Source organism: Streptomyces echinatus (assembly GCF_014203595.1).
GTDB lineage: Bacteria > Actinomycetota > Actinomycetes > Streptomycetales > Streptomycetaceae > Streptomyces > Streptomyces echinatus.
Genome location: NZ_JACHJK010000001.1, coordinates 123,385 through 144,871 on the forward strand (window position 1 = coordinate 123,385; position 21,487 = coordinate 144,871).

Here is a 21,487-nt window from a genome sequence, read left to right on the forward strand (position 1 = left end):
GGGCGGTAAGTCCGGTTCGGCGTTGCCCGGAAAGGGGTCGGTCCGGCGGGACTGGCGGTGGGGGATGCCCGGGTCTGATAGATGTGGAGGCCCCCATACCACCCCCGAGCAGATACGGGACGACGGACATGAGCGCCCCAACCCCGGCACCCGGCGACGACAGGCCCCGCGAGGGCTACTACCCGGACCCGTCCATCCCCGGCTACGTCCGGTACTGGAACGGCGCCTCCTGGGTGCCCGGCACCAGCCGACCGGCGCCGAAGGACGGTGAGCCGCTCGTCCCGCCCGCCGGCGTCCAGCCGGCCGCCCCGTCCGTCGAGGAGACGGGCCCCCACTTCTTCGACGAGGACCCGGCGGCCCCGGCGGACACCGGCCCGCGGGACGGCGCCGACCAGCAGGGCCAGGCGGGTCCGGGCGGCCGGTGGGCCCGGGCGGGCGGGCCGGGGCCGGCCGCGCAGGGCGCGCAGTGGGGCCGGCCCGGGCAGCAGGACCGGCCGGCCGGGTCCGGCGGGGACGCCGGCCACCGCGACGCCCCGGGCGTCGACCCGCGGGTGCCGGCGGACCTGCCGGGCTCCGCCGACGGCCGGGGCACCGACCGCACCGACGGCACCGGCACGATCCCTCCGGCGGAGCACGACGAGGCCCCGGACCCCGGCACGTTCATCTTCCGCCGCCCGATCCCCGGTCCGGCGGCGGCCCGCACCGACGACGGCACGATGACGTTCCGCCCGGTGCTTCCGGCCCGGCCGGCTTCGGCACACAGGGCCCGGCCGGCGCACCCGCGAACTCGGGCTTCGCCGCCGGGAAGGCCGCCGCGGCCCGCGCCGGAGCCGCACAGCCGCCGCACACGCCGCACCCGCCGGCCACGCCCCAGACCCCCGGCGCCCCGCAGACCCCGCAGACCCCTCAGACGCCCGTCGCCGCGGCCCCGTCGGTCCCGCATCAGGCGGGCCCCGCGCAGGCGGGAGCCCCGCAGCCCGGGGTGCCGCAGGCCGCGCCTTCGCGCTCCGGTGCCTCCGGCGCCCCGCTGACCAGCGGTCCCGGTGGCGGGCAGGCCTCCTGGGCGCAGCAGGTGCACCAGCTGGCCGGGGGCGGGGACGAGCAGCCGGTGGCGCCGTGGAAGCCGCCGGTGGAGGACCTCTTCCAGGCCGCCGCGCGCCGGCAGGCCGCCGCCCGCCCCGCGGGACTCGGCAAGCGGCTCGCCGCCCGGCTGATCGACCTGCTGGCGGTGGGTGCCGTGACGGCCGCCGCGGCGGTCCCGCTCGGCACGCGGGCCGTTGACCACGTCCAGGAGAAGATCGACGCGGCCAGACTGTCCGGCCACGAGGTCACCGTCTGGCTGCTCGACGGCACCACCGGCACCAGCCTCGGCATCATCCTCGCCGTCCTTCTCCTGGCCGGCGTCCTGTACGAGGTGCTGCCCACGGTCAAGTGGGGCCGCACCCTCGGCAAGAAGCTGTGCGGTCTGGAGGTGCGGGACATCGAGGCGCACGAGCCCCCGACGTTCGGCCCGGCGCTGCGCCGCTGGCTGGTCCTGAGCGTGCCGGGACTGCTGGCCGTCGGGATCCTGGGCGTGCTGTGGTGCCTGTTCGACCGGCCCTGGCGCCAGTGCTGGCACGACAAGGCGGCCCGCACGTTCGTCGCGGGCTGACCGCGGCGCGCCTACTCCGTACGGCCGTCCGCCGGGTGCGGAGCCGGGGTGTTCGGGTTCCACTCGGGCCATGAGCAGTGAACCGCCCCCCGGCTCCGGAGAGCAGCCCCCGGAGGACGACCCCCTCAGGAAGCAGCCCCCGCCGGACCAGGGCGGCTCGCCCTACGACACCCCGTACGGCGGCGGTCCCTATGGGGGAGGTCCCTACGGTGGCGGCGGCCCGTACGACGCCGGCCCCTACGGATCCGGTGCCGGCGGATATCCCGCCGACCCCCTGTCCGGCATGCCCCCGCTCGCCGACAGCGGCAGACGGACCCTCGCGCGGATCCTCGACATGATCCTGGTCGGCATCGTCGTCTGGCTGCTCACCTGGGCGTTCGGGGTGCGTGAGTACACCGTGGACGGCGACCGCATCGAGGCCGGCAAATCCTTCGCCCAGTCCCTCACCGCGGCCGTGCTCTACGTCGCCTACGACACCGTCCTGATCAGCAGAACGGGGCAGACCCTCGGCAAGAGGTGGCTCGGCCTGCGGGTGGCCGACCTGGAGAACGGCGCCACTCCCTCCGCGCAGACCTCGCTGATCCGCGCCCTGGTGCTGTGGGTGCCGTTCGCCTTCTGCTGCGCCTGCATCTGGACGGCGATCTGCGGCGGCTGGAGCTTCTTCGACAAGCCGTACAAGCAGGGCCTGCACGACAAGGCGGCCAAGACGGTGGTGGTCAGCACGCGTTGAGCGCGGGGGCGGCGATGCCCAGGGGACGGCGGTGAACCCGGGACGTGCCCGGACCCGCCGCCGGCCTGTCTCGCGCGCCGGCCTGTCTTGCGCCGGCCGGTCACAGGGAGGTGGGCACGCGCTCCTCGTCCGTCACGGGCTCGGCGGGCGCCTGCGCCGTGCGCGCCACGGGGACGGGAACCGTCCAGGCGACGAGCAGGCCCAGCGCCAGGGCCGAGAGGGCGATGACGACGATCCCGACGCCCGAACTCGTCTCGGACAGCAGCAGCATGGCGAGCGTCGAGAAGATCACGGTGCAGGAACCGTAGGCGAGCTGTGCGGCGGTCGGACGAGGCATGGCAATCGTGTCCTCGGCAGTCTTCGGAAGCGGGCGTGGTGCCGTTCGGCTCTCTTGGCCTGCATGCCCGAGCGGGACGCCCGGTAAGCGTGACCTAACCCACGGTACCGGTGCACGGGGGGCGCACGGAGTCACCCCGCCCCTCGGACGGACGGATCCCTGCGCCTGTCGGCAAGTCGACACGTGTCCGTAAAGCGAACGCCGACTCCGCATAGTGCACTTGTCTTGCTCAAGTCAAGGTCTGGTTTTTCGGCTTAACCTCTAGTCAAATGTCGTCACTTGATTACACGCGTTGATCGTGCGCGCACGGATTCCTCCATGACCCGGAACCCCCTGTCCGTGTGCGCGGCGCGGGGGAGGAACTCAAGTGACCAGCAGATCCTGGACGTTCAGAGCGGCCGCCATAGGCGTGACGCTTGCTGCGGCCTCGGCCACGTTCGCGACCTTCGCCGTCGCGGAGGCCGGCACCCAGGCCCCGTCGGCCGCCGCGAACCGGCACGACCCGGCTCCGGTGAAGCAGCAGAAGCACGACCTCGACGGCCCTCTGAGCAAGACTCAGGACGCCCAGCGCGAGGAGGCCCTGAACCAGCTCATATCGGGCAAGGCGAAGGCGGAGGAGCGCAACGGCTCCAAGGTCGTCAAGCTCAAGAGCCGCAAGGGCCAGAGCAAGTACGTCGAGCTGAGCCGCGAGAAGACCGACAAGATCTTCACGATCCTGGTGGAGTTCGGGAACCAGACGGATCCCAAGTACGGCGGCACCGCGGGCCCGCTGCACAACAAGATCGCCGCGCCGGACCGTAAGAAGGACAACTCCACGGCCTGGCAGAAGGACTACAACAAGAAGCACTACCAGGACCTCTACTTCGGCACCGGCAAGAAGACCGAGTCGCTGAAGAAGTACTACGAGAAGCAGTCCTCGGGCCGCTACTCGGTCACCGGTGAGGTCACGGACTGGGTCAAGGTCCCGTACAACGAGGCGCGTTACGGCAACAACGCCTGCGGCCAGACCAACTGCCCGAGCGTGTGGAACGTCGTCAGCGACGGCCTGAGCGCCTGGGTCGCCCAGCAGAAGAAGGCCGGCCGCACGGACGCCGACATCAAGGCGGACCTGGCCAAGTACGACCAGTGGGACCGCTACGACTTCGACGGCGACGGCAACTTCAACGAGCCGGACGGCTACGTCGACCACTTCCAGATCGTGCACGCCGGTGAGGACGAGTCCGCCGGCGGCGGCGTCCAGGGCAAGGACGCGATCTGGGCCCACCGCTGGTACGCCTTCGGCACCGACGCCGGCGCCACCGGCCCCGCGGACAACAAGCTCGGCGGCACCCAGGTCGGCAGCACCGGCATCTGGGTCGGCGACTACACCATCCAGCCGGAGAACGGCGGACTCGGTGTCTACGCCCACGAGTACGGTCACGACCTCGGTCTGCCGGACGAGTACGACACCGCCGGCGGCGACAACTCCACCGGCTTCTGGACGCTGATGTCGTCCGGCTCCTGGCTCGGCACGGGCAAGGAGTCCATCGGTGACCTGCCCGGCGACATGAACGCCTGGGACAAGCTGCAGCTGGGCTGGCTGAACTACGACACCGCCAAGGCCGGCAAGCAGTCCACCCACAAGCTGGGCCTCGCCGAGTACAACACCTGGGACAAGCAGGCCCTCGTGGTCAACCTGCCCGACAAGGCGGTCACCACCACGATCACCCAGCCCGCCGAGGGTTCGACCCAGTGGTGGAGCGGCAGCGGCAACGACCTGAAGAACACGCTGACCCGTTCGGTGGACCTCACCGGCAAGTCCGCGGCGAGCCTGAGCCTGGACGGCTGGTGGGCCACCGAGGACGGCTACGACTACGTCTACACCGAGGTGTCGACCGACGGCGGCGCCAACTGGACCGCCCTGGACGGCACGGCGGACGGCCAGGCCCTCCCGCGTGACGCCAGCGGCAAGCCGGCGCTGAGCGGCTTCTCGCAGACGCACAAGAAGCTGTCGTTCCCGCTCGACGCCTACGCGGGCAAGAAGATCGACCTGCGCTTCCGCTACGCCACCGACGGCGGTGTCGCGGAGAACGGCTTCACGGCCGACCAGATCACCGTGACCGCCGACGGCGCGCCGGTGTTCTCGGACAACGCCGAGACCGCCGACGCCGGTTGGACCGCGGCCGGCTTCTCCCGCATCGGCGCGTCCTTCACCAAGGACTACAAGCAGTACTACATCGCCGAGAACCGGCAGTACGTGTCGTACGACAAGACGCTGAAGACCGGCCCGTACAACTTCGGTTCGGCCAAGCGTCCCGACTGGGTCGAGCACTACCCGTACCAGAACGGCCTGCTGATCTGGAAGTGGGACACCTCCCAGGCGGACAACAACACCAACGACACCAACGGCCACCCGGGCACCGGTCTGATCCTGCCGGTCGACTCGCACTCGAAGGCGCTGCGGTGGTCGGACGGCACGCTGCTGCGCAACCGCATCCAGGCCTACGACTCCCCGTTCAGCCTCTACGGCACGGACGGCATCACCCTGCACAGGGCCGACGTCGCGCTGAAGATCAAGGCGTCCAAGGGTGTCTCGGTCTTCAACGACCACGCCCACACCTACTACGACGCCTCGAACCCGACGGGCGGCGTGAAGGTCACTGACACCAACACCAAGATCACGATCGTCAAGGAGGCCAAGGACGGCTCCACGATCCAGCTCAAGGTTGGTCCCGCGGTCAAGTAATTCTTAAAACCGCAGGTCAGAAGCGTATCGGCGGCAACCCCTTGGCGGGTTGCCGCCGATCGTGTTTAGGTGCGTCCTGTGGACCGCTTATTGACACCGACCGGAACGGGGATGTGACCACATGGCCGCTGGAGGCTTCTGCAAGCTGCCGAACGGCTCGGTGGTGGTGGCGCTGAACCTGCCCTACGACTCCGCCGCGGTGCGGGTGCTCGTGCACGCCCAGAACCGGGCCCGGGCCCTGACCAGGCTCCGCAACCTGGGCCTGCGGGCGATCTACCTCCGGGGGAACGCGGCGCCTCCGACACCGGACGAGATCACGGCGGTGCTGCACCATCCGGACGGCCTGATATGGCGCACGGCCCCGGCCGACAACGGTGTCATGGTGAACGAACTGTGGCACCCGATCCGCACCCTCCTCCGTAGACCCCCGGCGATCCCCCAGCCCTGACATCCCTCGCGGAACACCACCGACGGTTCCCGCCGAGGGGCGCGACGGCGCGTGGGCGGCCGCGGGTGCGTCGCGGCCGGTCGCGCCGGTTCGCCCCTGAGGCGGGCCGCCCCGCTCGGGACCGTCCGAATGCTGTCGACCGGTCTCCGCCGCCCTAGGCGCCGACCACCGGCTTGCCGGTCAGTTCCACGCCCGCTTCTCTCAGCTCCTCCAGGGCGCGCTCCGTGGTCTCCGGGGCGACGCCGGCCGTCAGGTCGAGCAGTATCTGTGTGCGGAAGCCCTCCCGGGCGGCGTCCAGGGCGGTGGCCCGCACGCAGTGGTCCGTGGCGATGCCCACCACGTCCACCTCGGTGATCTCCCGCGCCCGCAGCCAGTCGGCGAGGGGGACACCGTTCTCGTCGGTGCCCTCGAAGCCGCTGTAGGCCGCCGAGTACGCCCCCTTGTCGAACACGGCGTCGACCGCGCCGGAGGCGACCGCGGGAGCGAAGTTCGGATGGAAGCCCACGCCCTCCGTGCCCGCGACACAGTGCGCGGGCCAGGAGCGGACGTAGTCGGGGTTGTCCGCGAAGTGGCCGCCGGGCGCGATGTGGTGGTCACGGGTGGCCACCACGTGCCGGTATCCGGCGCCCCCCGCCTGGCCGATCAGCTCGGTGATGGCGGCGGCCACGTCCGCCCCGCCGGCCACCGCGAGGCTGCCCCCCTCGCAGAAGTCGTTCTGCACGTCTACGACGATCAAGGCGCGGCGCATGCTGGTTGTCCTTCGACTAAGAGTTAAGTAACTGAGCCTAGAGACTTCCGGTCCCTTGCGGGAGGGGGCGTTCGAGGGGGCGGACGGCGGTCCCGCTCTAGCTACCCGAGCGCCCGTGGACGTACTCCGTCGGAATGACGGGTTCCCCCCTGGAGAGCTGCGTGGCGGACAGAGGCAGATTCGCGCGGGCCGCGATGTGGCGGTCCCGGGGCACGTCCAGCGGCTCGCGGGCGACCACCTCGCCGTCCCTGACGAGCCGCACCAGCAGCTGCCGGTCGGCCAGCTCGGCCGGTACCGGCCCGGTGCCGACGACCTCGGCCTCCGCGATCCCCTCCGCGTCCGGCCGGCGCGCGGCCCACTTGCGCCCCCCGATGGAGGTCTTGCCCCCGCTGGACTTCTTCGCGACCGGGACCAGCGGCGCTCCCGGGTCGGTGGTCTCGGCGCGGGCGACCAGCTTGTAGACCATGGAGGCCGTCGGGTGCCCGGAGCCGGTCACCAGCTGGGTGCCGACGCCGTACGCGTCCACCGGGGCCGCGGCCAGGGAGGCGATGGCGTACTCGTCCAGGTCCGAGGTCACGACGATCCTGGTCTTGGTGGCGCCCAGCTCGTCCAGCTGCTGGCGCACCCGGTGGGCCACCAGCAGCAGGTCGCCGGAGTCGATGCGGACCGCGCCCAGCTCGGGGCCGGCCACCTCCACCGCGGTTCGGACGGCCTCGGCGACGTCGTAGGTGTCCACCAGCAGCGTGGTGCCCCGGCCGAGGGTGTCGACCTGGGCCTGGAAGGCGTCCCGCTCGCGGTCGTGGAGCAGGGTGAAGGCGTGGGCCGAGGTGCCGACGGTGGGGATGCCGTAGCGGAAGCCCGCCGCGAGATCGGAGGTGGTCGCGAAGCCGCCGACGTAGGCGGCCCGGGCGGCGGCCACGGCGGCCAGCTCGTGGGTGCGCCGGGCGCCCATCTCGATCAGCGGGCGCTCCCCGGCCGCGGACGCCATCCGGGAGGCGGCGGCGGCGATCGCGGAGTCGTGGTTGAGGATGGAGAGGATCACCGTCTCCAGCAGCACGCACTCGGCGAAGGTGCCCTCGACCCGCATGATCGGCGAGCCGGGGAAGTACACCTCGCCCTCGGGGTAGCCCCAGACGTCCCCGGTGAAGCGGTAGTCGGCGAGCCACTTCAGCGTCCGCTCGTCGACGATCTTCCGGTCGTCCAGGAAGCCGAGGACGCCCGGGTCGAAGCGGAAGTTCTCCACCGCGTCCAGGACGCGCCCGGTGCCGGCCACCACGCCGTAGCGGCGCCCGTTCGGCAGCCGCCGGGTGAAGACCTCGAACACGCTGCGCCGCTCGGCGGTACCGGCCCTCAGCGCGGCCTGCAGCATCGTCAGCTCGTACTGGTCCGTGAAGAGCGCCGTCGAGGGAACATCCACCGGCAGTCCAAGGTCCGCCATGTCCACCGAAACCTCCCCTAGCTCGTGACTGCCCGGGTACCCCGGGACCGGCCGGGGGTCCGGGGACCGACCCCCGGTCTGTGCAGCATGGCGATAAGCGTACCCCCTTTTCGTCGGTGTGACGATTTGTCGGGGCCGTGGCAGCATGGCTGTGTGACGTCACCCGCGCCCGTAGAGATCGAACGCACCGAGTCGGCGGAGGAGGTCTTCGCCGTACCCGAGCCCGACGTCCCCTGGGTCACGATCGTCCACAACGACCCGGTCAACCTCATGAGCTATGTGACGTACGTCTTCCAGTCGTACTTCGGCTACACCAAGGACAAGGCCACCAAGCTCATGCTCGACGTCCACCACAAGGGCCGGGCGGTCGTCTCCAGCGGCAGCCGCGAGGAGATGGAACGCGACGTGCAGGCGATGCACGGTTACGGTCTGTGGGCCACCCTCCAGCAGGACCGGAAGTAGCGACCGACTCACATGCCCGGACACTTCGAACCGCTCCCCGGCGGCGGCGCGGCCGTCGCGCTCGACGACGTCGAGATCTCCATCATCCGGTCGCTGGCCGTCCAGCTCCTGGAGCTGATCGGACCCGGCCCCGGCGCGGACACCCCGGACGACCCGCTCGCCGAGCTGTTCGCCGAGGGCCCGAGCGAACCGCCGGCCGACCCGGTCCTGCGCAGGCTCTTCCCGGACGCCTACAGCGACCCGGAGCAGGACCCCGGCTCGTCGGCCGAGGCCGAGGAGCGGCGGGCGCACTCCGCCGAGTTCCGCCGCTACACCGAGAACGACCTGCGCGCCGGCAAGCGGGACAACGCACTCGGGGTGATCCGCACCCTGGACGCGCTCGCCCCGGTCGACGAGGGCGGGGCGGTGCTGAAGCTGTCCCCGCAGGAGTCCCGGCAGTGGCTCGGCGCCCTCAATGACCTCCGGCTGGCCATCGGCGCCCGGCTGGAGATCACCGACGAGGACGACACCGATCTGCTCTACCGGCTCCCGGAGGACGACCCGCGCAAGCCGATGGTGCTGGCCTATCTCTGGCTGGGCGGTCTCCAGGAGACCTTGGTGACGACCCTTATGTCGTAACCCGTACGGATTCGTCCACTGGCTGGTGTTCGCTCAGAGGACGCTCAAATCCGGATAACGATCCCATCACCTTCATGGCCTGCTTTGACACGTTCGGGCGCTCTTTGTCCGCTTTTCCCTGTGCGGTGCATCACATCGTGCCAGTGTGATCAGTATTGCGGCCGTGATAAATCTTCACGACCGCCCGGCCAACACCACCCATGTTCGGCCGGGTGCGCCACCGAGCCGACGACCGTCGGCCAGGCAACAGCTCCAGCAATCCGGGGGGATCGAGACCCGATCCGAGGCCGACGAAAGGCCCGGGTCGGCATGGAGAAAGGCGCACCACACATGACCTCAGCGCAGGTCGACCAGCATCGCGACGGCAATGAGGCCGTGCGGGCCGAGGACAGCGAGGGCGGCGAGGGGTATCAGCGCGGGCTCGGCGCCCGGCAGATCCAGATGATCGCCATCGGCGGTGCCATCGGCACCGGCCTCTTCCTCGGCGCGGGCAAGGGTATTTCCAAGGCCGGTCCGAGCCTCATCCTGGCGTACGCCGTCGCGGGCCTCGTCATCTTCTTCATCATGCGCGCGCTCGGCGAGCTGCTGATGTACCGCCCGGTGTCGGGCTCCTTCTCGGAGTACGCGCGCGAGTTCATCGGCCCCTTCGCGGGCTTCGTGACCGGATGGACGTACTGGCTGTTCTGGGTGGTCACGGGCATCACCGAGGTCACCGCGGCAGCCGCCTACATGACGTACTGGTTCGACATCCCGCAATGGGTGTCGGCCCTGATCTTCACGTTCGTCCTCTACGGTGCCAACCTGATCTCCGTGAAGCTCTTCGGTGAGCTGGAGTTCTGGTTCTCCATGGTCAAGGTCACCGCCATCATCGGCATGATCCTGATCTGCGCCGGCATCCTGACGGTCGGCTTCTCCGACGCCGGCGACACCGCCTCCGTGAGCCACCTGTGGAACGACGGCGGCTTCTTCCCGCACGGTGTCGGCAACACGCTGATGACCCTGCAGATGGTGATGTTCGCCTTCCTCGCCGTCGAGCTGGTCGGTGTGACCGCGGGCGAGTCCAAGGACCCCAAGACCGTGCTGCCCAAGGCGATCAACACCGTGCCGTGGCGCATCGCCGTCTTCTACGTCGGCGCGCTGATCATGATCCTGTCGGTCGTGCCGTGGACGAGCTTCCAGCCGGGCGTGAGCCCCTTCGTGGCCGCCTTCGAGAAGATGGGCCTGGCCGCGGGCGCGGGCATCGTGAACTTCGTGGTGCTCACCGCGGCGCTGTCCTCCTGCAACTCCGGCATGTACTCCACCGGCCGCATGCTGCGTGACCTGGCGCTCAACAACCAGGGCCCGCAGTTCTTCACCAAGCTGACCCGCAGCGGTACCCCGCTGGTCGGCACGACGGTCTCCGCCGCGCTGATGCTGGTCGGTGTCTGGATCAACTACCAGTGGCCGGGCAAGGCGTTCGACTACGTGGTGTCCTTCGCGACCATCTCCGGCATGTGGGCGTGGATCGTCATCCTGCTCTGCCAGATCCGCTACCGCGCCAAGGCCGACCGCGGCGAGCTCCCCCGCTCGGAGTTCCGCTCGCCGGGCGCTCCGCTCACCAGCTGGCTCGCCCTCGCCTTCATCGGCATGGTGATCGTGCTGATGGGCATCGACAAGGACGCCCGGGTCTCGCTGTACTGCGCGCCGCTGTGGGGCCTGATCCTCGCCGTCGCCTATCTGGTGCTCAAGCGCCGCAACCCGGAGGCCGCCGCCTTCCGCAAGCGCTGACACCACGGCCGTGCGGGCGTGACAGCCCTACGGCCTCACCGGGACACCCTCCCCAGGACGTCCGGCCGCCGGGAGCACTCGTGGCGCCCCCGGAGGCCGCCGCTCAGGACGTCCACCATGCGGGCCGTCCCGTACCGACCTTCGGTACGGGACGGCCCGTCTGCTTATCCTGACCCGCATGCTGACCATCACCCAGGCCCTCGTCGACCAGATCGTCGCCCACGCGCGCAAGGACCACCCCGACGAGGCGTGCGGCGTCGTCGCCGGCCCGGCCGGCTCGGACCGCCCCGAGCGCTTCATCCCGATGCTGAACGCGGCCATGTCGCCCACGTTCTACGAGTTCGACTCGGGTGACCTGCTCCGGCTCTACCGCGAGATGGACGACCGCGACGAGGAGCCGGTGGTCGTCTACCACTCCCACACGGCGACCGAGGCCTACCCCTCCCGCACGGACATCTCCTACGCGAACGAGCCCGCCGCCCACTACGTCCTGGTCTCCACCGCGGACACCGACGGACTGGGCGACTTCCAGTTCCGTTCCTTCCGGATCGTGGACGGCGAGGTCACCGAGGAGGAAGTGAGGGTCGTGGAGGCCTACTGACGTGGAGGGCCGGCGCGCGGACGGAACCCGCGCCGCACCCAAGGGCAGGCGTCTCATTCACCGGACAGTTTCCGTCCGTCATGCGGAATCACACTCCGGGAGCCGGACCGGGAATCGATACGATGAGCCCATGGTTCTGAACGACGTGAGCGACAAGACGCCGGGCATGCTGCTCGTGGCGCGGCTGCACGTCGACCTGTGCAGGCTGAACAGCGCCATCTGTTGACGTTCCCCTCGCCGCACGGCCGTGAGCCGCGGCGCTCCCCCCAGTGCCGAACGCCTGGGGGAACCCCCAGGCACGCACACCGAATCGACGAACCCTTCCGACAGGAGCCCGCAACCATGGCCATCGAGGTCCGTATCCCGACCATCCTCCGCACGTACACCGACGGTCAGAAGGCGGTGGAGGGCAGCGGGAACACCCTCGCCGAGCTGTTCACCGACCTGGAGACCCGGCACGCGGGCATCCAGGCCCGCATCGTGGACGGCGACCAGCTGCGCCGCTTCGTCAACGTCTACCTCAACGACGAGGACGTCCGCTTCCTGGACGGCATCAACACCAAGCTGTCCGACGGCGACAGCGTGACGATCCTGCCGGCCGTGGCCGGCGGCATGCGCTGATCGGCCGCTGAGCAGCGATGCGCTACGACTCCCCGCTGGCCGCGGTGGGCAACACCCCCTTGGTGCGCCTGCCGCGGCTGTCGCCGTCCCCCGACGTCCGCATCTGGGCCAAGCTGGAGGACCGCAACCCCACCGGCTCGGTCAAGGACCGTCCCGCCCTGCACATGATCGAGCAGGCGGAGAGGGACGGCCGGCTCACCCCGGGCTGCACGATCCTCGAACCCACCTCCGGCAACACCGGCATCTCCCTCGCCATGGCGGCCAAGCTCAAGGGCTACCGGATGGTGTGCGTGATGCCGGAGAACACCTCCCAGGAGCGCCGGGACCTGCTCGGCATGTGGGGCGCCGAGATCATCTCCTCCCCGGCCGCCGGCGGCTCCAACACCGCCGTGCGCGTGGCCAAGGAGCTGGCCGCCGAGCACCCCGACTGGGTGATGCTGTACCAGTACGGCAACCCCGACAACGCGGGCGCCCACTACGCGACCACGGGCCCGGAGATCCTCGCCGACCTGCCCTCGATCACCCACTTCGTGGCGGGCCTCGGCACCACCGGCACCCTCATGGGCGTCGGCCGCTTTCTGCGCGAGCACAAGCCGGACGTGAAGATCGTCGCCGCCGAGCCGCGCTACGACGACCTGGTCTACGGCCTGCGCAACCTCGACGAGGGCTTCGTCCCGGAGCTGTACGACGCCTCCGTGCTGACCACCCGCTTCTCGGTCGGCTCGGCCGACGCGGTCACCCGCACCCGCGAACTCCTCCAGCAGGAGGGGATCTTCGCGGGCGTCTCCACCGGCGCCGCCCTGCACGCGGCGATCGGCGTGGGCAGGAAGGCCGTCGCGGCGGGCGAGAACGCCGACATCGTCTTCATCGTGGCCGACGGCGGCTGGAAGTACCTCTCCACCGGTGTCTACACGGCGGCCACGACGGAGGAGGCCATCGAGACCCTCCAGGGCCAGCTCTGGGCCTGAGGGCTCTCGTTCGGATCATGCCGGGCTCGTGGGCGGGGGATCCGATCGCGGCGGTGGTACGTCACATCTGCACCAGGCCGCCGGGCCGACCCGGCGGCAGACGGCAGAAAGGCGGACCCCCCATGCGCCGTACGACGCCCCTCGCCCTCACGGCGGCAGCGCTGCTCCTCGCGGGCTGCGGCTCCCAGGAGGACACCGGGAGCAGCGGCAAGGCGTCGGAGCCGCCGTCCCCCACCCGGTCCTCCGCCGGCTGCGCCGCCCAGGCGGAGCTGAAGGCCGCCGACCACGGCCGTACCGTCTGCGTGACCAAGGGCGGCGAGATCCGGCTCACCCTGGACGGCACCAAGGCCCGCCCCTGGAAGCCGGTCACCGCGAGCGGCACGGCACTGAAGGCCATCAACACGGGCTTCGTGCTCCAGCCGGGTGACGCCACGGCCGCCTACCAGGCGGTGGCCGCCGGCACCGTGAAGCTCGCGTCGTCCCGCCCGATGTGCGCCCAGCCCACCGCCCCGGGCCAGGTGTCCTGCGAGGGCATCGAGGAGTGGACGGTCACCGTCCGCGTGAGCTGACCCGCTTCTAGCCGGCCAGGTGGCGCACCTGGTCCCACAGGACCGGGTCGACCACGCCCACCCGGCGCCGGAAGCCGTCCACCGGCACCTCGCGCAGCTCGTCGGTCTCCAGGAAGCTGGGCCGTCCCTGGGCGTCGCCGACCGCGCCGGGCGGCAGCGGGATCACCCCGCTGCGTTCGTCGTGGTACTTGCTGGTGATCTTCGCGACCGTCGCCCGGTCACCCCGCACGGCCAGCACCAGACAGGGCCGGTCCTTCACCCCGGTCCGGTCCTCGTACGGGACGTTCGCCCACCAGATGTCCCCGGGGGACGGCCGCTGCCCGTGCGCCCCGCGGGTGCCCGCCCGGCCCGGCGGCCTCAGACGCCGTCCGGCGGGCCGGCGGCCGCGGCCCCAGCCGTCGACGAGCGTGGCGACCAGCGCGAGCAGCACCACCGCGGCGAGCGCCAGCCACCATGACGTGTCCATACGACGACGTTACCGGCGCGCACCGAACATCGCGCGCGCTCTTCCGATGCTTGTGCGCCCCTGGTCCAGCCGAACCGGTGACAGCACAGGTGAGTTCGCCCACAACGGCCCCTGGCGGAGGAGCGACCCGCCCTTTTGCGCCTTACGCTCGACGAACCGCACGACCCCCGACAGCCCCCACCCCCGAGTGGTCCCCTGTCCCGCCCACCGATGTCCCGCCAACGGAGGTTTCTGCTTCATGAAGCTCACCGTCGTCGGCTGCTCGGGGTCGTTCCCGTCCGCGGAATCGGCCTGTTCGAGCTACCTCGTCGAGGCCGACGGCTTCCGGCTGCTCCTCGACATGGGCAACGGCGCCCTTGGCGAGCTGCAGCGCCACTGCGGTCTCTACGACCTCGACGCGATCTTCCTCAGCCATCTGCACGCCGATCACTGCATCGACATGTGCGCGTACTTCGTGGCGCGCTACTACCGCCATGACGGCGGCCGGTGCGCCCCCCTCCCGGTCTACGGCCCCGAAGGCACCGAACACCGCCTGACCACGGCCTACGCGGACACCCCCTCAGCCTCCTCCATGAGCGAGGTCTTCGACTTCCACACGGTCAAGCCGTCCACGTTCGAGATCGGCCCGTTCACCGTGCACACCGAGCGGGTCCGTCATCCGGTGGAGGCCTACGGCATCCGTATCGAGCACGGCGGGAAGTCCCTGACGTACTCCGGGGACACGGGCGTCACCGAGGCGCTGGACGAGCTGGCCCGGGACACCGACCTCTTCCTGTGCGAGGCCGCGTTCACGCACGGCAAGGAGAGCATTCCCGACCTGCACCTCAACGGTCGCGAGGCGGGCGAGACGGCGGCCCGCGCGGGCGCCCGCCGGCTCCTCCTCACCCACATCCCGCCGTGGACGGACCCCCAGACCAACCTGCGGGACGCCCGCGAGGTGTTCGCCGGGCCGGCGGAGCTGGCCGTGCCGCGGGCCGCGTACGAGATCTGAGCCCGCGCCCCCTCCGGACGCCGAAGGCCCCCGCAACCTTCCTGGTTCCGGGGGCCTTCGTCCGTTGCCGGGCCGGGCTACTTGGCCTCGGCCTTCTGCAGTTCCGCGAGCTCCTCGTCGGACTCACGGCCCGGGGTGGGCAGGTTGAACCTGACGATCGCGAAGCGGAAGATCGCGTAGTAGGCCACCGCGAAGCACAGGCCGACCAGGACCAGGCCCCACGGGTTGCTGGCGATGCCCAGGTTCAGACCGAAGTCGACCGCGCCCGCCGAGAAGCCGAAACCGTCCTTCATGCCCAGCGCCCAGGTCAGCGCCATGGAGACACCGGTGAGGACCGCGTGGATGGCGTAGAGCACCGGCGCGATGAACATGAAGGTGAACTCGATGGGCTCGGTGACACCGGTGACGAAGGACGTCAGCGCCAGCGAGAACATCATGCCGCCGACGACCTTGCGGCGCTCGGGCCGGGCGCAGTGGACGATGGCGAGGCACGCGGCCGGCAGCGCGAACATCATGATCGGGAAGAAGCCGGTCATGAACTGGCCCGCGTGCGGGTCGCCGGCCAGGAAGCGCGCGATGTCACCGCTCTTGCCGTGGTACTCGCCCGCCTGGAACCACGGGAACGAGTTGAGCAGGTGGTGCATACCGATCGGGATCAGCGCACGGTTGGCGACACCGAAGATGCCCGCGCCGACCGCGCCCGACCCGACCAGCCACTCACCGAAGTTGTGCAGGCCCGTGCCGAGGACCGGCCAGATGTAGCCGAAGACGACGCCGAGGACCAGGCCGGCGAAGGCCGACAGGATCGGGACGAGCCGGCGGCCGCCGAAGAAGCCCGCCCAGTCGGGCAGCTTGGTGCGGTAGAAGCGCTGGTACAGCAGGGCCACGACTATGCCCATCACCACGCCGCCGAGGACCTTAGCGTCCACCGGGGCGTTCTGCATGACGATCTTGCCGTCGACGACGGACGCCACCTTCGGCAGGTTCTTGTCGGTGAACGTGGCGAGCACGTTCTTGAAGACCAGGTAGCCGACGACCGCGGCGAGGGCGGTGGAGCCGTCCGACTTCTTCGCGAAGCCGATCGCGATGCCCACGGCGAACAGCAGCGCCATGTTGTCGAGGATCGCGTTGCCGCCCGCCGCCATGAAGGACGCGATCTTCGTCAGGAACGTCGGGAAGGAGGGGCGCCCCAGCATGTCGGTGTTGCCGAGGCGCACCAGGAGGGCTGCGGCCGGGAGTACGGCCACCGGGAGCATCAGGCTGCGGCCGATACGCTGCAGTACAGCCATCGCGCCCGCGCCCTTCTTCTTCTGGGCCGCGGGAGCGGCGCTGGCCGTGGTCACAACTTCCTCCATCGGGCAGGGCGCCGCCCGGGAAGCAAGGAAGGGGACGGCAGCGTCTCTGGTCTACACCACCAGTGGTGTAGACCTGTTGTAGCACGATGAACGCGGGATAAGGAACCCACGAATCCGCTACCGCGGCGCTACGCCTCGTACACATGCGCGCGGTGCCTCACCTCACGTTGTCCCGCTCCATCTCCTCCGCCAGCTCCCGCGGCTCCCGCCCCGGCGTCTTCAGGTCGAACCGGGTGATCGCGACGCGGAACACGACGTAGTACACGGCCGCGAAGCACAGACCGATCGGGATGATCGCCCACGGTTTCGTCGCCAGGTTCCAGTTGATGACGTAGTCGATCAGGCCCGCGGAGAAGCTGAAGCCGTCGTGCACCCCGAGCGCCCAGGTCACCGCCATCGAGACACCGGTCAGTACGGCGTGGACGGCGTACAGGGCGGGCGCGATGAACAGGAACGAGTACTCCAGCGGCTCGGTGATGCCCGTGACGAACGACGTCAGCGCGACCGACAGCATCAGCCCGCCGACCTCCTTGCGGCGCTCCGGCCGGGCGCAGTGCGTGATGGCCAGCGCGGCGGCCGGCAGCGCGAACATCATGATCGGGAAGAAGCCCGAGGTGAACTGGCCGGCGTCCGGGTCGCCCTGCAGGAACATGTTGATGTCGCCGTGCACCACCGTGCCGTCGGGCTTGACGTAGGTGCCGAACTGGAACCAGATGGGCACGTTCAGGAACTGGTGCAGGCCCACCACCAGCAGCGCGCGGTTCGCGACCCCGAAGACGCCCGCGCCCCAGGAGCCCGCGTCCCGCAGCCACTGGCTGAAACTCTCCAGGGCGTCGCCGATCGGCGGCCAGACCCACAGGCACAGCACCGCGAACACGATGGCGACGAAGGACATGATGATCGGCACCAGCCGTCGGCCGTTGAAGAAGCCCAGCCAGTCCACCAGCCTGGTGCGGTGGTAGCGGGCCCAGAAGAAGGCCGTCAGCAGGCCCATGACGATGCCGCCGAACACGCCCGGGTTCTGGAACGCGAACGGTGTCACGGTGTCGGCGCCCGTCTCGACGACGACCTGGCAGCCGACGTCCCGCACGGACGTGGAGCCGCCCGGGCACCGCTCGGGGAACTGGTGCAGGACGGTGTAGTAGACGAGGAAGCCGGCCACCGCCGCGAGCGCGGTCGAGCCGTCCGACTTGCGGGCCATGCCGATCGCGACGCCCACGCAGAACAGCAGGGGCAGCCCGAGGGAGCCGTCGAGCAGCGCGCCGCCCGCGCCCTTCATCACCTTCGAGACATCGGTCCAGCCCAGGCCGTCGTCCCCGAAGACGTCGGGCTGGCCGAGCCGGTTGAGGATGCCCGCCGCCGGCAGCACCGCGATGGGGAGCTGAAGGCTCCGCCCCATCTTCTGCAGGCCCTGGAACAGCTGGTTCCAGCGGGCCCGGGCGGGGCTCGCCGCGCTCTCGGCGCTCATGGGCGTCCTTTCCGGGCCGCCCGACCGGGACGCGGTTTGGCGACCTTCCCCACGGTGGTGTAGACCAGTTGGCGGACGGTTCCGCTGTCGTGATCGCCATCATTCGGCACGGACGGCATGACCGCTCGCGAAGATGGGCCAACTGTGGGTTACTGCGACTAAGCGGTTCGGAGCAGGGAGAAGGAACATGGCCAGCAAGGCTGAGAAGATCGTGGCCGGTCTCGGCGGCATCGACAACATCGAGGAGATCGAGGGCTGCATCACGCGGCTGCGCACCGAGGTGTCCGACCCCGAGCTGGTCGACGAGACCGCGCTGAAGGCCGCCGGCGCCCACGGCGTCGTCAAGATGGGCACCGCCATCCAGGTCGTCATCGGCACCGACGCCGACCCGATCGCCGCGGAGATCGAAGACATGATGTGAGCCCCCGCGCTCACGGCAAGGGGCTCCTCCCGACACGGGAGGAGCCCCTTCCGCATGTACGGCTAGGCTCCATGCCATGTCTCGCATCGACGGCCGTACCCCCGAACAGCTCCGCCCGGTCACCATCGAACGCGGTTGGAGCAAGCACGCCGAGGGCTCCGTCCTCGTCTCCTTCGGCGACACCAAGGTGTTCTGCACCGCCTCCGTCACCGAGGGCGTCCCGCGCTGGCGCAAGGGCAGCGGCGAGGGCTGGGTCACCGCCGAGTACGCCATGCTGCCCCGCTCCACCAACACCCGCGGCGACCGCGAGTCCGTCAAGGGCAGGATCGGCGGCCGTACGCACGAGATCTCCCGGCTCATCGGCCGCTCCCTGCGCGCCGTCATCGACTACAAGGCGCTCGGCGAGAACACCATCGTCCTCGACTGCGACGTCCTCCAGGCCGACGGCGGCACCCGCACCGCAGCGATCACCGGCGCCTACGTGGCGCTGGCCGACGCCATCGCCTGGGCCCAGGGCAGGAAGCTCGTCAAGGCCGGCCGGCAGCCGCTCACCGGTACCGTGAGCGCCGTCTCCGTCGGCATCGTCGGCGGCGTCCCGCTCCTCGACCTCTGCTACGAGGAGGACGTGCGCGCCGACACCGACATGAACGTCGTCTGCACCGGCGACGGCCGCTTCGTCGAGGTCCAGGGCACCGCCGAGGCCGAGCCGTTCGCCCGCGACGAGCTCAACTCCCTGCTCGACCTCGCCGTCGGCGGCTGCACCGAGCTGGCCACGATCCAGCAGGCGGCACTCGCCGCCACGACCGCGTAAAGAATTCCTCAAGGCGGGGGCAACCCACCGGGCCCCGCCGACGTCCCTCTGGGTACGGGCGCACGGCCCATCCGCGTGCGCCCGGTCAGTCGTCCCAGGGGAGGGAATCCACGATGTCCGCCAGCCGCCGCGCACGCCGGGGCCGGGCCACCGCCATCGCCGCCGCCGTGGCCGTCGCCGTACTCACCACCGGCCTGACCACCGGCTGCGACGCCGTGAACAAGGCGCTGGACTGCGTACAGACCGCCGACACCATCGCCGACAGCGTCACCGACCTCCAGCAGGCCGTGGAGAACGCCGCGAACGACCCCGCCCAGGCCGACGCCTCCCTCGACTCCATCGAGAAGAACCTGCGCACGATCGGCGACAAGACGGACGACACCGACGTCAACAAGGCCGTGGACGAACTGAACCAGGCCGTGGACAACGTCCGCACGGCGATCAAGAACGGCGACAGCACCCCCGACGTCGGGCCGGTCACCTCCGCGGCGGGCGAACTGACCAAGGTGTGCACGTCGTAGCGGACCCCGCCCCTGGCGGGGGAGCGGGCAACCGCCCGACCGGCCGCGGCCGCCCACGGCGCCGTCAGGAGCCCTGTCCCGCTCCTCCGGGCGCGCCCGTCACGACTCGTCCCGCCACCGCTCCCCGCGCTCCAGCTTCTCCAGCCGGCGCTGCTCCCGCAGCCGCCGGCGTTCGGCGCGAGGGAGCTTACGGGCCACGCCCACGCCGCCCCAGAAGGCGAAGCCGCTGATGACCACCCGCGGGGCACCCGGGTCGACGGGGCCGTCGTCCCTCGGATGCTCGAAGCCGCCCATGACCCCGACCCCGCGGACGACCACCTCCACCCCCGGCTCCACGATCACCTGCACCCCGCCCATGACCGCCACGCAGTGGATCTCGACCTCCCGGTCCGCGAAGTCCGCCTCCCGCAGGTCGATCTCACCGCCGCCCATGAACGTGAAGCAGGAGAACCGCTTGGGCACCGTCCAGCGGCCCTTGCGCTCGAACCCCGACAGCACCGCGACCCCACTTGTCGAGGAACCCCCGCCCCCGACGATCCGCGAGGCCCAGCCCCCGCTCTCCACCGGCACCTTGGTGAAGGAGACCGGCACCGGCGGCGCCACCGCCCCGGCCGCCGGCAGATCACGGGTCAGCGGCGCCAACTCGCCGTACGTCCGCGCCCGGTAGGCCGACTCCAGCCGCTCCTCGAACTCCTCCATGTCCAGCCGGCCCTCGGCCAGGGCGTCCCGCAGAATCTCGGCGACCCGATCCCGGTCGGCGTCGGACGCCCGGAGGTCCAAGGCTGCGTCGTCGCTCATGACAGCAGCCTACGAGACCGCCTTCTCCGCGTACATCCTGGCGATGACGGCCTCGATGTCCGGCTCCCGCACCGACAGATCCACCAGCGGATACCGCTCCGCCAGATACGCCACCACCGGCGCCGCCGACTGCCCCGCCGGGAACGCCAGCCACTGCCGCGGCCCCTCCACCCGCACCACCCGCGCCGCCGGCACCTCCACCGGCGGCAACTCCCGCTCCAGGTCCACCACCAGCGTCCGCTCGCTCTCCCCGGCCTCGTGCAGCCCCGCCAGCCGGCCGTCGTACACCAGCCGCCCGTGGTCGATCACCATCACCCGCGAGCACAACTGCTCGATGTCCTGCAGGTCGTGCGTGGTCAGCAGCACCGTCGTACCCCGCTCGGCGTTCACCTCCCGCAGGAACCCCCGCACCTTGGCCTTCGACACGACATCCAGGCCGATCGTCGGCTCGTCCAGGTACAGCACGTCCGGATCGTGCAGCAGCGCCGCCGCGATGTCCCCCCGCATCCGCTGCCCCAGCGACAGCTGCCGCACCGGCACGTCCAACAGGTCGCCCAGCTCCAGCAGTTCCACCATGCGGTCCAGGTTCTCCCGGTAACGGGCGTCCGGAATCCGGTACATGCGGTGCGCCAGCCGGTACGAGTCGATCAGCGGCAGATCCCACCACAGCGTGGTCCGCTGACCGAACACCACCCCGATCCGGTGTGCCAGCCGCGCCCGCTCCCGCGCCGGATCGATACCCGCCACCCGCAGCCGCCCGCCGCTCGGCGTCAGGATCCCGGTCAGCATCTTGATCGTGGTCGACTTCCCGGCACCGTTCGGCCCGATGTACCCGACCATCTCCCCACGCGCCACGGTGAACGAGAGCGAGTCCACCGCCCGCACCTCGCGCCGCTCCCGCCTGAGGAACCCGGTCCTCCTGCGCACCTCGAAGACCTTCTCGACCCTCTCCAGTGCGATGAACTCATCCACG

At 70.6% G+C, this 21,487-nt stretch carries 23 protein-coding genes and 1 pseudogene; 16 read left to right on the top strand and 8 right to left on the bottom strand.

Features of this window, described 5'->3' with window-relative positions; genetic code table 11:
• The first annotated feature begins 128 nt into the window (after positions 1-128).
• Positions 129-1,651: pseudogene (locus tag FHS34_RS00485) on the top strand (RDD family protein).
• Positions 1,652-1,721: 70 nt separating this feature from the next.
• Complete coding sequence (locus FHS34_RS00490; RefSeq protein ID WP_184958280.1) at positions 1,722-2,381, top strand: RDD family protein; 660 nt, start codon at positions 1,722-1,724, stop codon at positions 2,379-2,381.
• Positions 2,382-2,481: 100 nt separating this feature from the next.
• Here the strand turns inward: FHS34_RS00490 and FHS34_RS00495 are convergent, their stop codons facing one another.
• The gene (locus tag FHS34_RS00495) at positions 2,482-2,718 is read right to left on the bottom strand and encodes a hypothetical protein (RefSeq protein ID WP_184958283.1); all 237 of its coding nucleotides are present in this window, start codon (positions 2,716-2,718) and stop codon (positions 2,482-2,484) included.
• A gap of 367 nt (positions 2,719-3,085) precedes the next feature.
• On the opposite strand from FHS34_RS00495, the gene FHS34_RS00500 reads away from it, so the two are divergent.
• Together FHS34_RS00500 and FHS34_RS00505 are read left to right on the top strand one after the other, a co-directional pair.
• Positions 3,086-5,443: an immune inhibitor A domain-containing protein gene (locus FHS34_RS00500; RefSeq protein ID WP_184958285.1), complete on the top strand. Its 2,358-nt coding sequence runs from the start codon at positions 3,086-3,088 to the stop codon at positions 5,441-5,443.
• A 121-nt stretch (positions 5,444-5,564) separates the two neighbouring features.
• Positions 5,565-5,891 carry a hypothetical protein gene (locus FHS34_RS00505; RefSeq protein ID WP_184958287.1) on the top strand — a complete coding sequence of 109 codons (327 nt, stop codon included), beginning with the start codon at positions 5,565-5,567 and terminating at the stop codon, positions 5,889-5,891.
• A 154-nt stretch (positions 5,892-6,045) separates the two neighbouring features.
• Here the strand turns inward: FHS34_RS00505 and FHS34_RS00510 are convergent, their stop codons facing one another.
• Positions 6,046-6,639, bottom strand: coding sequence for an isochorismatase family protein (locus FHS34_RS00510; protein WP_184958289.1), 594 nt, complete (start codon positions 6,637-6,639; stop codon positions 6,046-6,048).
• Between the two features lie 97 nt (positions 6,640-6,736).
• Entirely contained in the window at positions 6,737-8,083 is a 1,347-nt protein-coding gene (locus tag FHS34_RS00515; protein ID WP_184958291.1) for a nicotinate phosphoribosyltransferase, read from the bottom strand.
• Positions 8,084-8,164: 81 nt separating this feature from the next.
• Here FHS34_RS00515 and clpS point away from each other — a divergent pair, with 81 nt between their 5' ends.
• The 8 genes from clpS to FHS34_RS00550 all read left to right on the top strand — a co-directional run bounded on the left by clpS (position 8,165) and on the right by FHS34_RS00550 (position 13,683).
• Positions 8,165-8,539 carry an ATP-dependent Clp protease adapter ClpS gene (clpS, locus tag FHS34_RS00520; protein WP_245002065.1) on the top strand — a complete coding sequence of 125 codons (375 nt, stop codon included), beginning with the start codon at positions 8,165-8,167 and terminating at the stop codon, positions 8,537-8,539.
• A 12-nt stretch (positions 8,540-8,551) separates the two neighbouring features.
• A complete protein-coding gene (locus tag FHS34_RS00525; RefSeq protein WP_184958293.1) occupies positions 8,552-9,157 on the top strand; it encodes a DUF2017 domain-containing protein in 606 nt (201 codons plus the stop codon).
• Between the two features lie 330 nt (positions 9,158-9,487).
• Entirely contained in the window at positions 9,488-10,924 is a 1,437-nt protein-coding gene (locus tag FHS34_RS00530; protein WP_184958295.1) for an amino acid permease, read from the top strand.
• A 178-nt stretch (positions 10,925-11,102) separates the two neighbouring features.
• A complete protein-coding gene (locus FHS34_RS00535) occupies positions 11,103-11,525 on the top strand; it encodes a M67 family metallopeptidase (protein WP_184958297.1) in 423 nt (140 codons plus the stop codon).
• Positions 11,526-11,655: 130 nt separating this feature from the next.
• A complete protein-coding gene (locus FHS34_RS43685; protein ID WP_311318800.1) occupies positions 11,656-11,751 on the top strand; it encodes a putative leader peptide in 96 nt (31 codons plus the stop codon).
• A 116-nt stretch (positions 11,752-11,867) separates the two neighbouring features.
• A complete protein-coding gene (locus tag FHS34_RS00540) occupies positions 11,868-12,146 on the top strand; it encodes a MoaD/ThiS family protein (RefSeq protein WP_184958299.1) in 279 nt (92 codons plus the stop codon).
• Positions 12,147-12,163: 17 nt separating this feature from the next.
• Complete coding sequence (locus FHS34_RS00545) at positions 12,164-13,114, top strand: PLP-dependent cysteine synthase family protein (protein WP_184958301.1); 951 nt, start codon at positions 12,164-12,166, stop codon at positions 13,112-13,114.
• A 122-nt stretch (positions 13,115-13,236) separates the two neighbouring features.
• Positions 13,237-13,683 carry a hypothetical protein gene (locus tag FHS34_RS00550; protein WP_184958303.1) on the top strand — a complete coding sequence of 149 codons (447 nt, stop codon included), beginning with the start codon at positions 13,237-13,239 and terminating at the stop codon, positions 13,681-13,683.
• A 7-nt stretch (positions 13,684-13,690) separates the two neighbouring features.
• Here FHS34_RS00550 and FHS34_RS00555 read toward each other — a convergent pair whose 3' ends face one another.
• On the bottom strand, positions 13,691-14,149 hold the full coding sequence (locus FHS34_RS00555; RefSeq protein ID WP_184958305.1) for a type II toxin-antitoxin system PemK/MazF family toxin: 459 nt from the start codon (positions 14,147-14,149) through the stop codon (positions 13,691-13,693).
• Positions 14,150-14,387: 238 nt separating this feature from the next.
• On the opposite strand from FHS34_RS00555, the gene FHS34_RS00560 reads away from it, so the two are divergent.
• The gene (locus tag FHS34_RS00560; RefSeq protein WP_184958307.1) at positions 14,388-15,140 is read left to right on the top strand and encodes an MBL fold metallo-hydrolase; all 753 of its coding nucleotides are present in this window, start codon (positions 14,388-14,390) and stop codon (positions 15,138-15,140) included.
• A gap of 77 nt (positions 15,141-15,217) precedes the next feature.
• Here the strand turns inward: FHS34_RS00560 and FHS34_RS00565 are convergent, their stop codons facing one another.
• Positions 15,218-16,483 carry a PTS transporter subunit EIIC gene (locus FHS34_RS00565; RefSeq protein WP_184958309.1) on the bottom strand — a complete coding sequence of 422 codons (1,266 nt, stop codon included), beginning with the start codon at positions 16,481-16,483 and terminating at the stop codon, positions 15,218-15,220.
• Between the two features lie 169 nt (positions 16,484-16,652).
• Positions 16,653-17,963: a PTS transporter subunit EIIC gene (locus tag FHS34_RS00570; RefSeq protein WP_184958311.1), complete on the bottom strand. Its 1,311-nt coding sequence runs from the start codon at positions 17,961-17,963 to the stop codon at positions 16,653-16,655.
• Positions 17,964-18,150: 187 nt separating this feature from the next.
• Here FHS34_RS00570 and FHS34_RS00575 point away from each other — a divergent pair, with 187 nt between their 5' ends.
• The 3 genes from FHS34_RS00575 to FHS34_RS00585 all read left to right on the top strand — a co-directional run bounded on the left by FHS34_RS00575 (position 18,151) and on the right by FHS34_RS00585 (position 19,716).
• The gene (locus tag FHS34_RS00575) at positions 18,151-18,384 is read left to right on the top strand and encodes a PTS sugar transporter subunit IIB (protein WP_184958313.1); all 234 of its coding nucleotides are present in this window, start codon (positions 18,151-18,153) and stop codon (positions 18,382-18,384) included.
• A gap of 76 nt (positions 18,385-18,460) precedes the next feature.
• Positions 18,461-19,195: a ribonuclease PH gene (rph, locus tag FHS34_RS00580; protein ID WP_184958315.1), complete on the top strand. Its 735-nt coding sequence runs from the start codon at positions 18,461-18,463 to the stop codon at positions 19,193-19,195.
• Between the two features lie 113 nt (positions 19,196-19,308).
• Positions 19,309-19,716, top strand: a complete 408-nt coding sequence (locus tag FHS34_RS00585) for a prefoldin domain-containing protein (protein WP_184958317.1) — start codon at positions 19,309-19,311, stop codon at positions 19,714-19,716.
• Between the two features lie 99 nt (positions 19,717-19,815).
• On the opposite strand, the gene FHS34_RS00590 is transcribed toward FHS34_RS00585, so the two are convergent.
• Complete coding sequence (locus FHS34_RS00590; protein ID WP_184958319.1) at positions 19,816-20,514, bottom strand: DUF1707 SHOCT-like domain-containing protein; 699 nt, start codon at positions 20,512-20,514, stop codon at positions 19,816-19,818.
• 9 nt (positions 20,515-20,523) lie between these two features.
• Positions 20,524-21,486 (bottom strand): ABC transporter ATP-binding protein, encoded by a 963-nt coding sequence (locus FHS34_RS00595; protein WP_184958322.1) that lies wholly within the window; start codon positions 21,484-21,486, stop codon positions 20,524-20,526.
• Position 21,487: the final 1 nt, after the last annotated feature.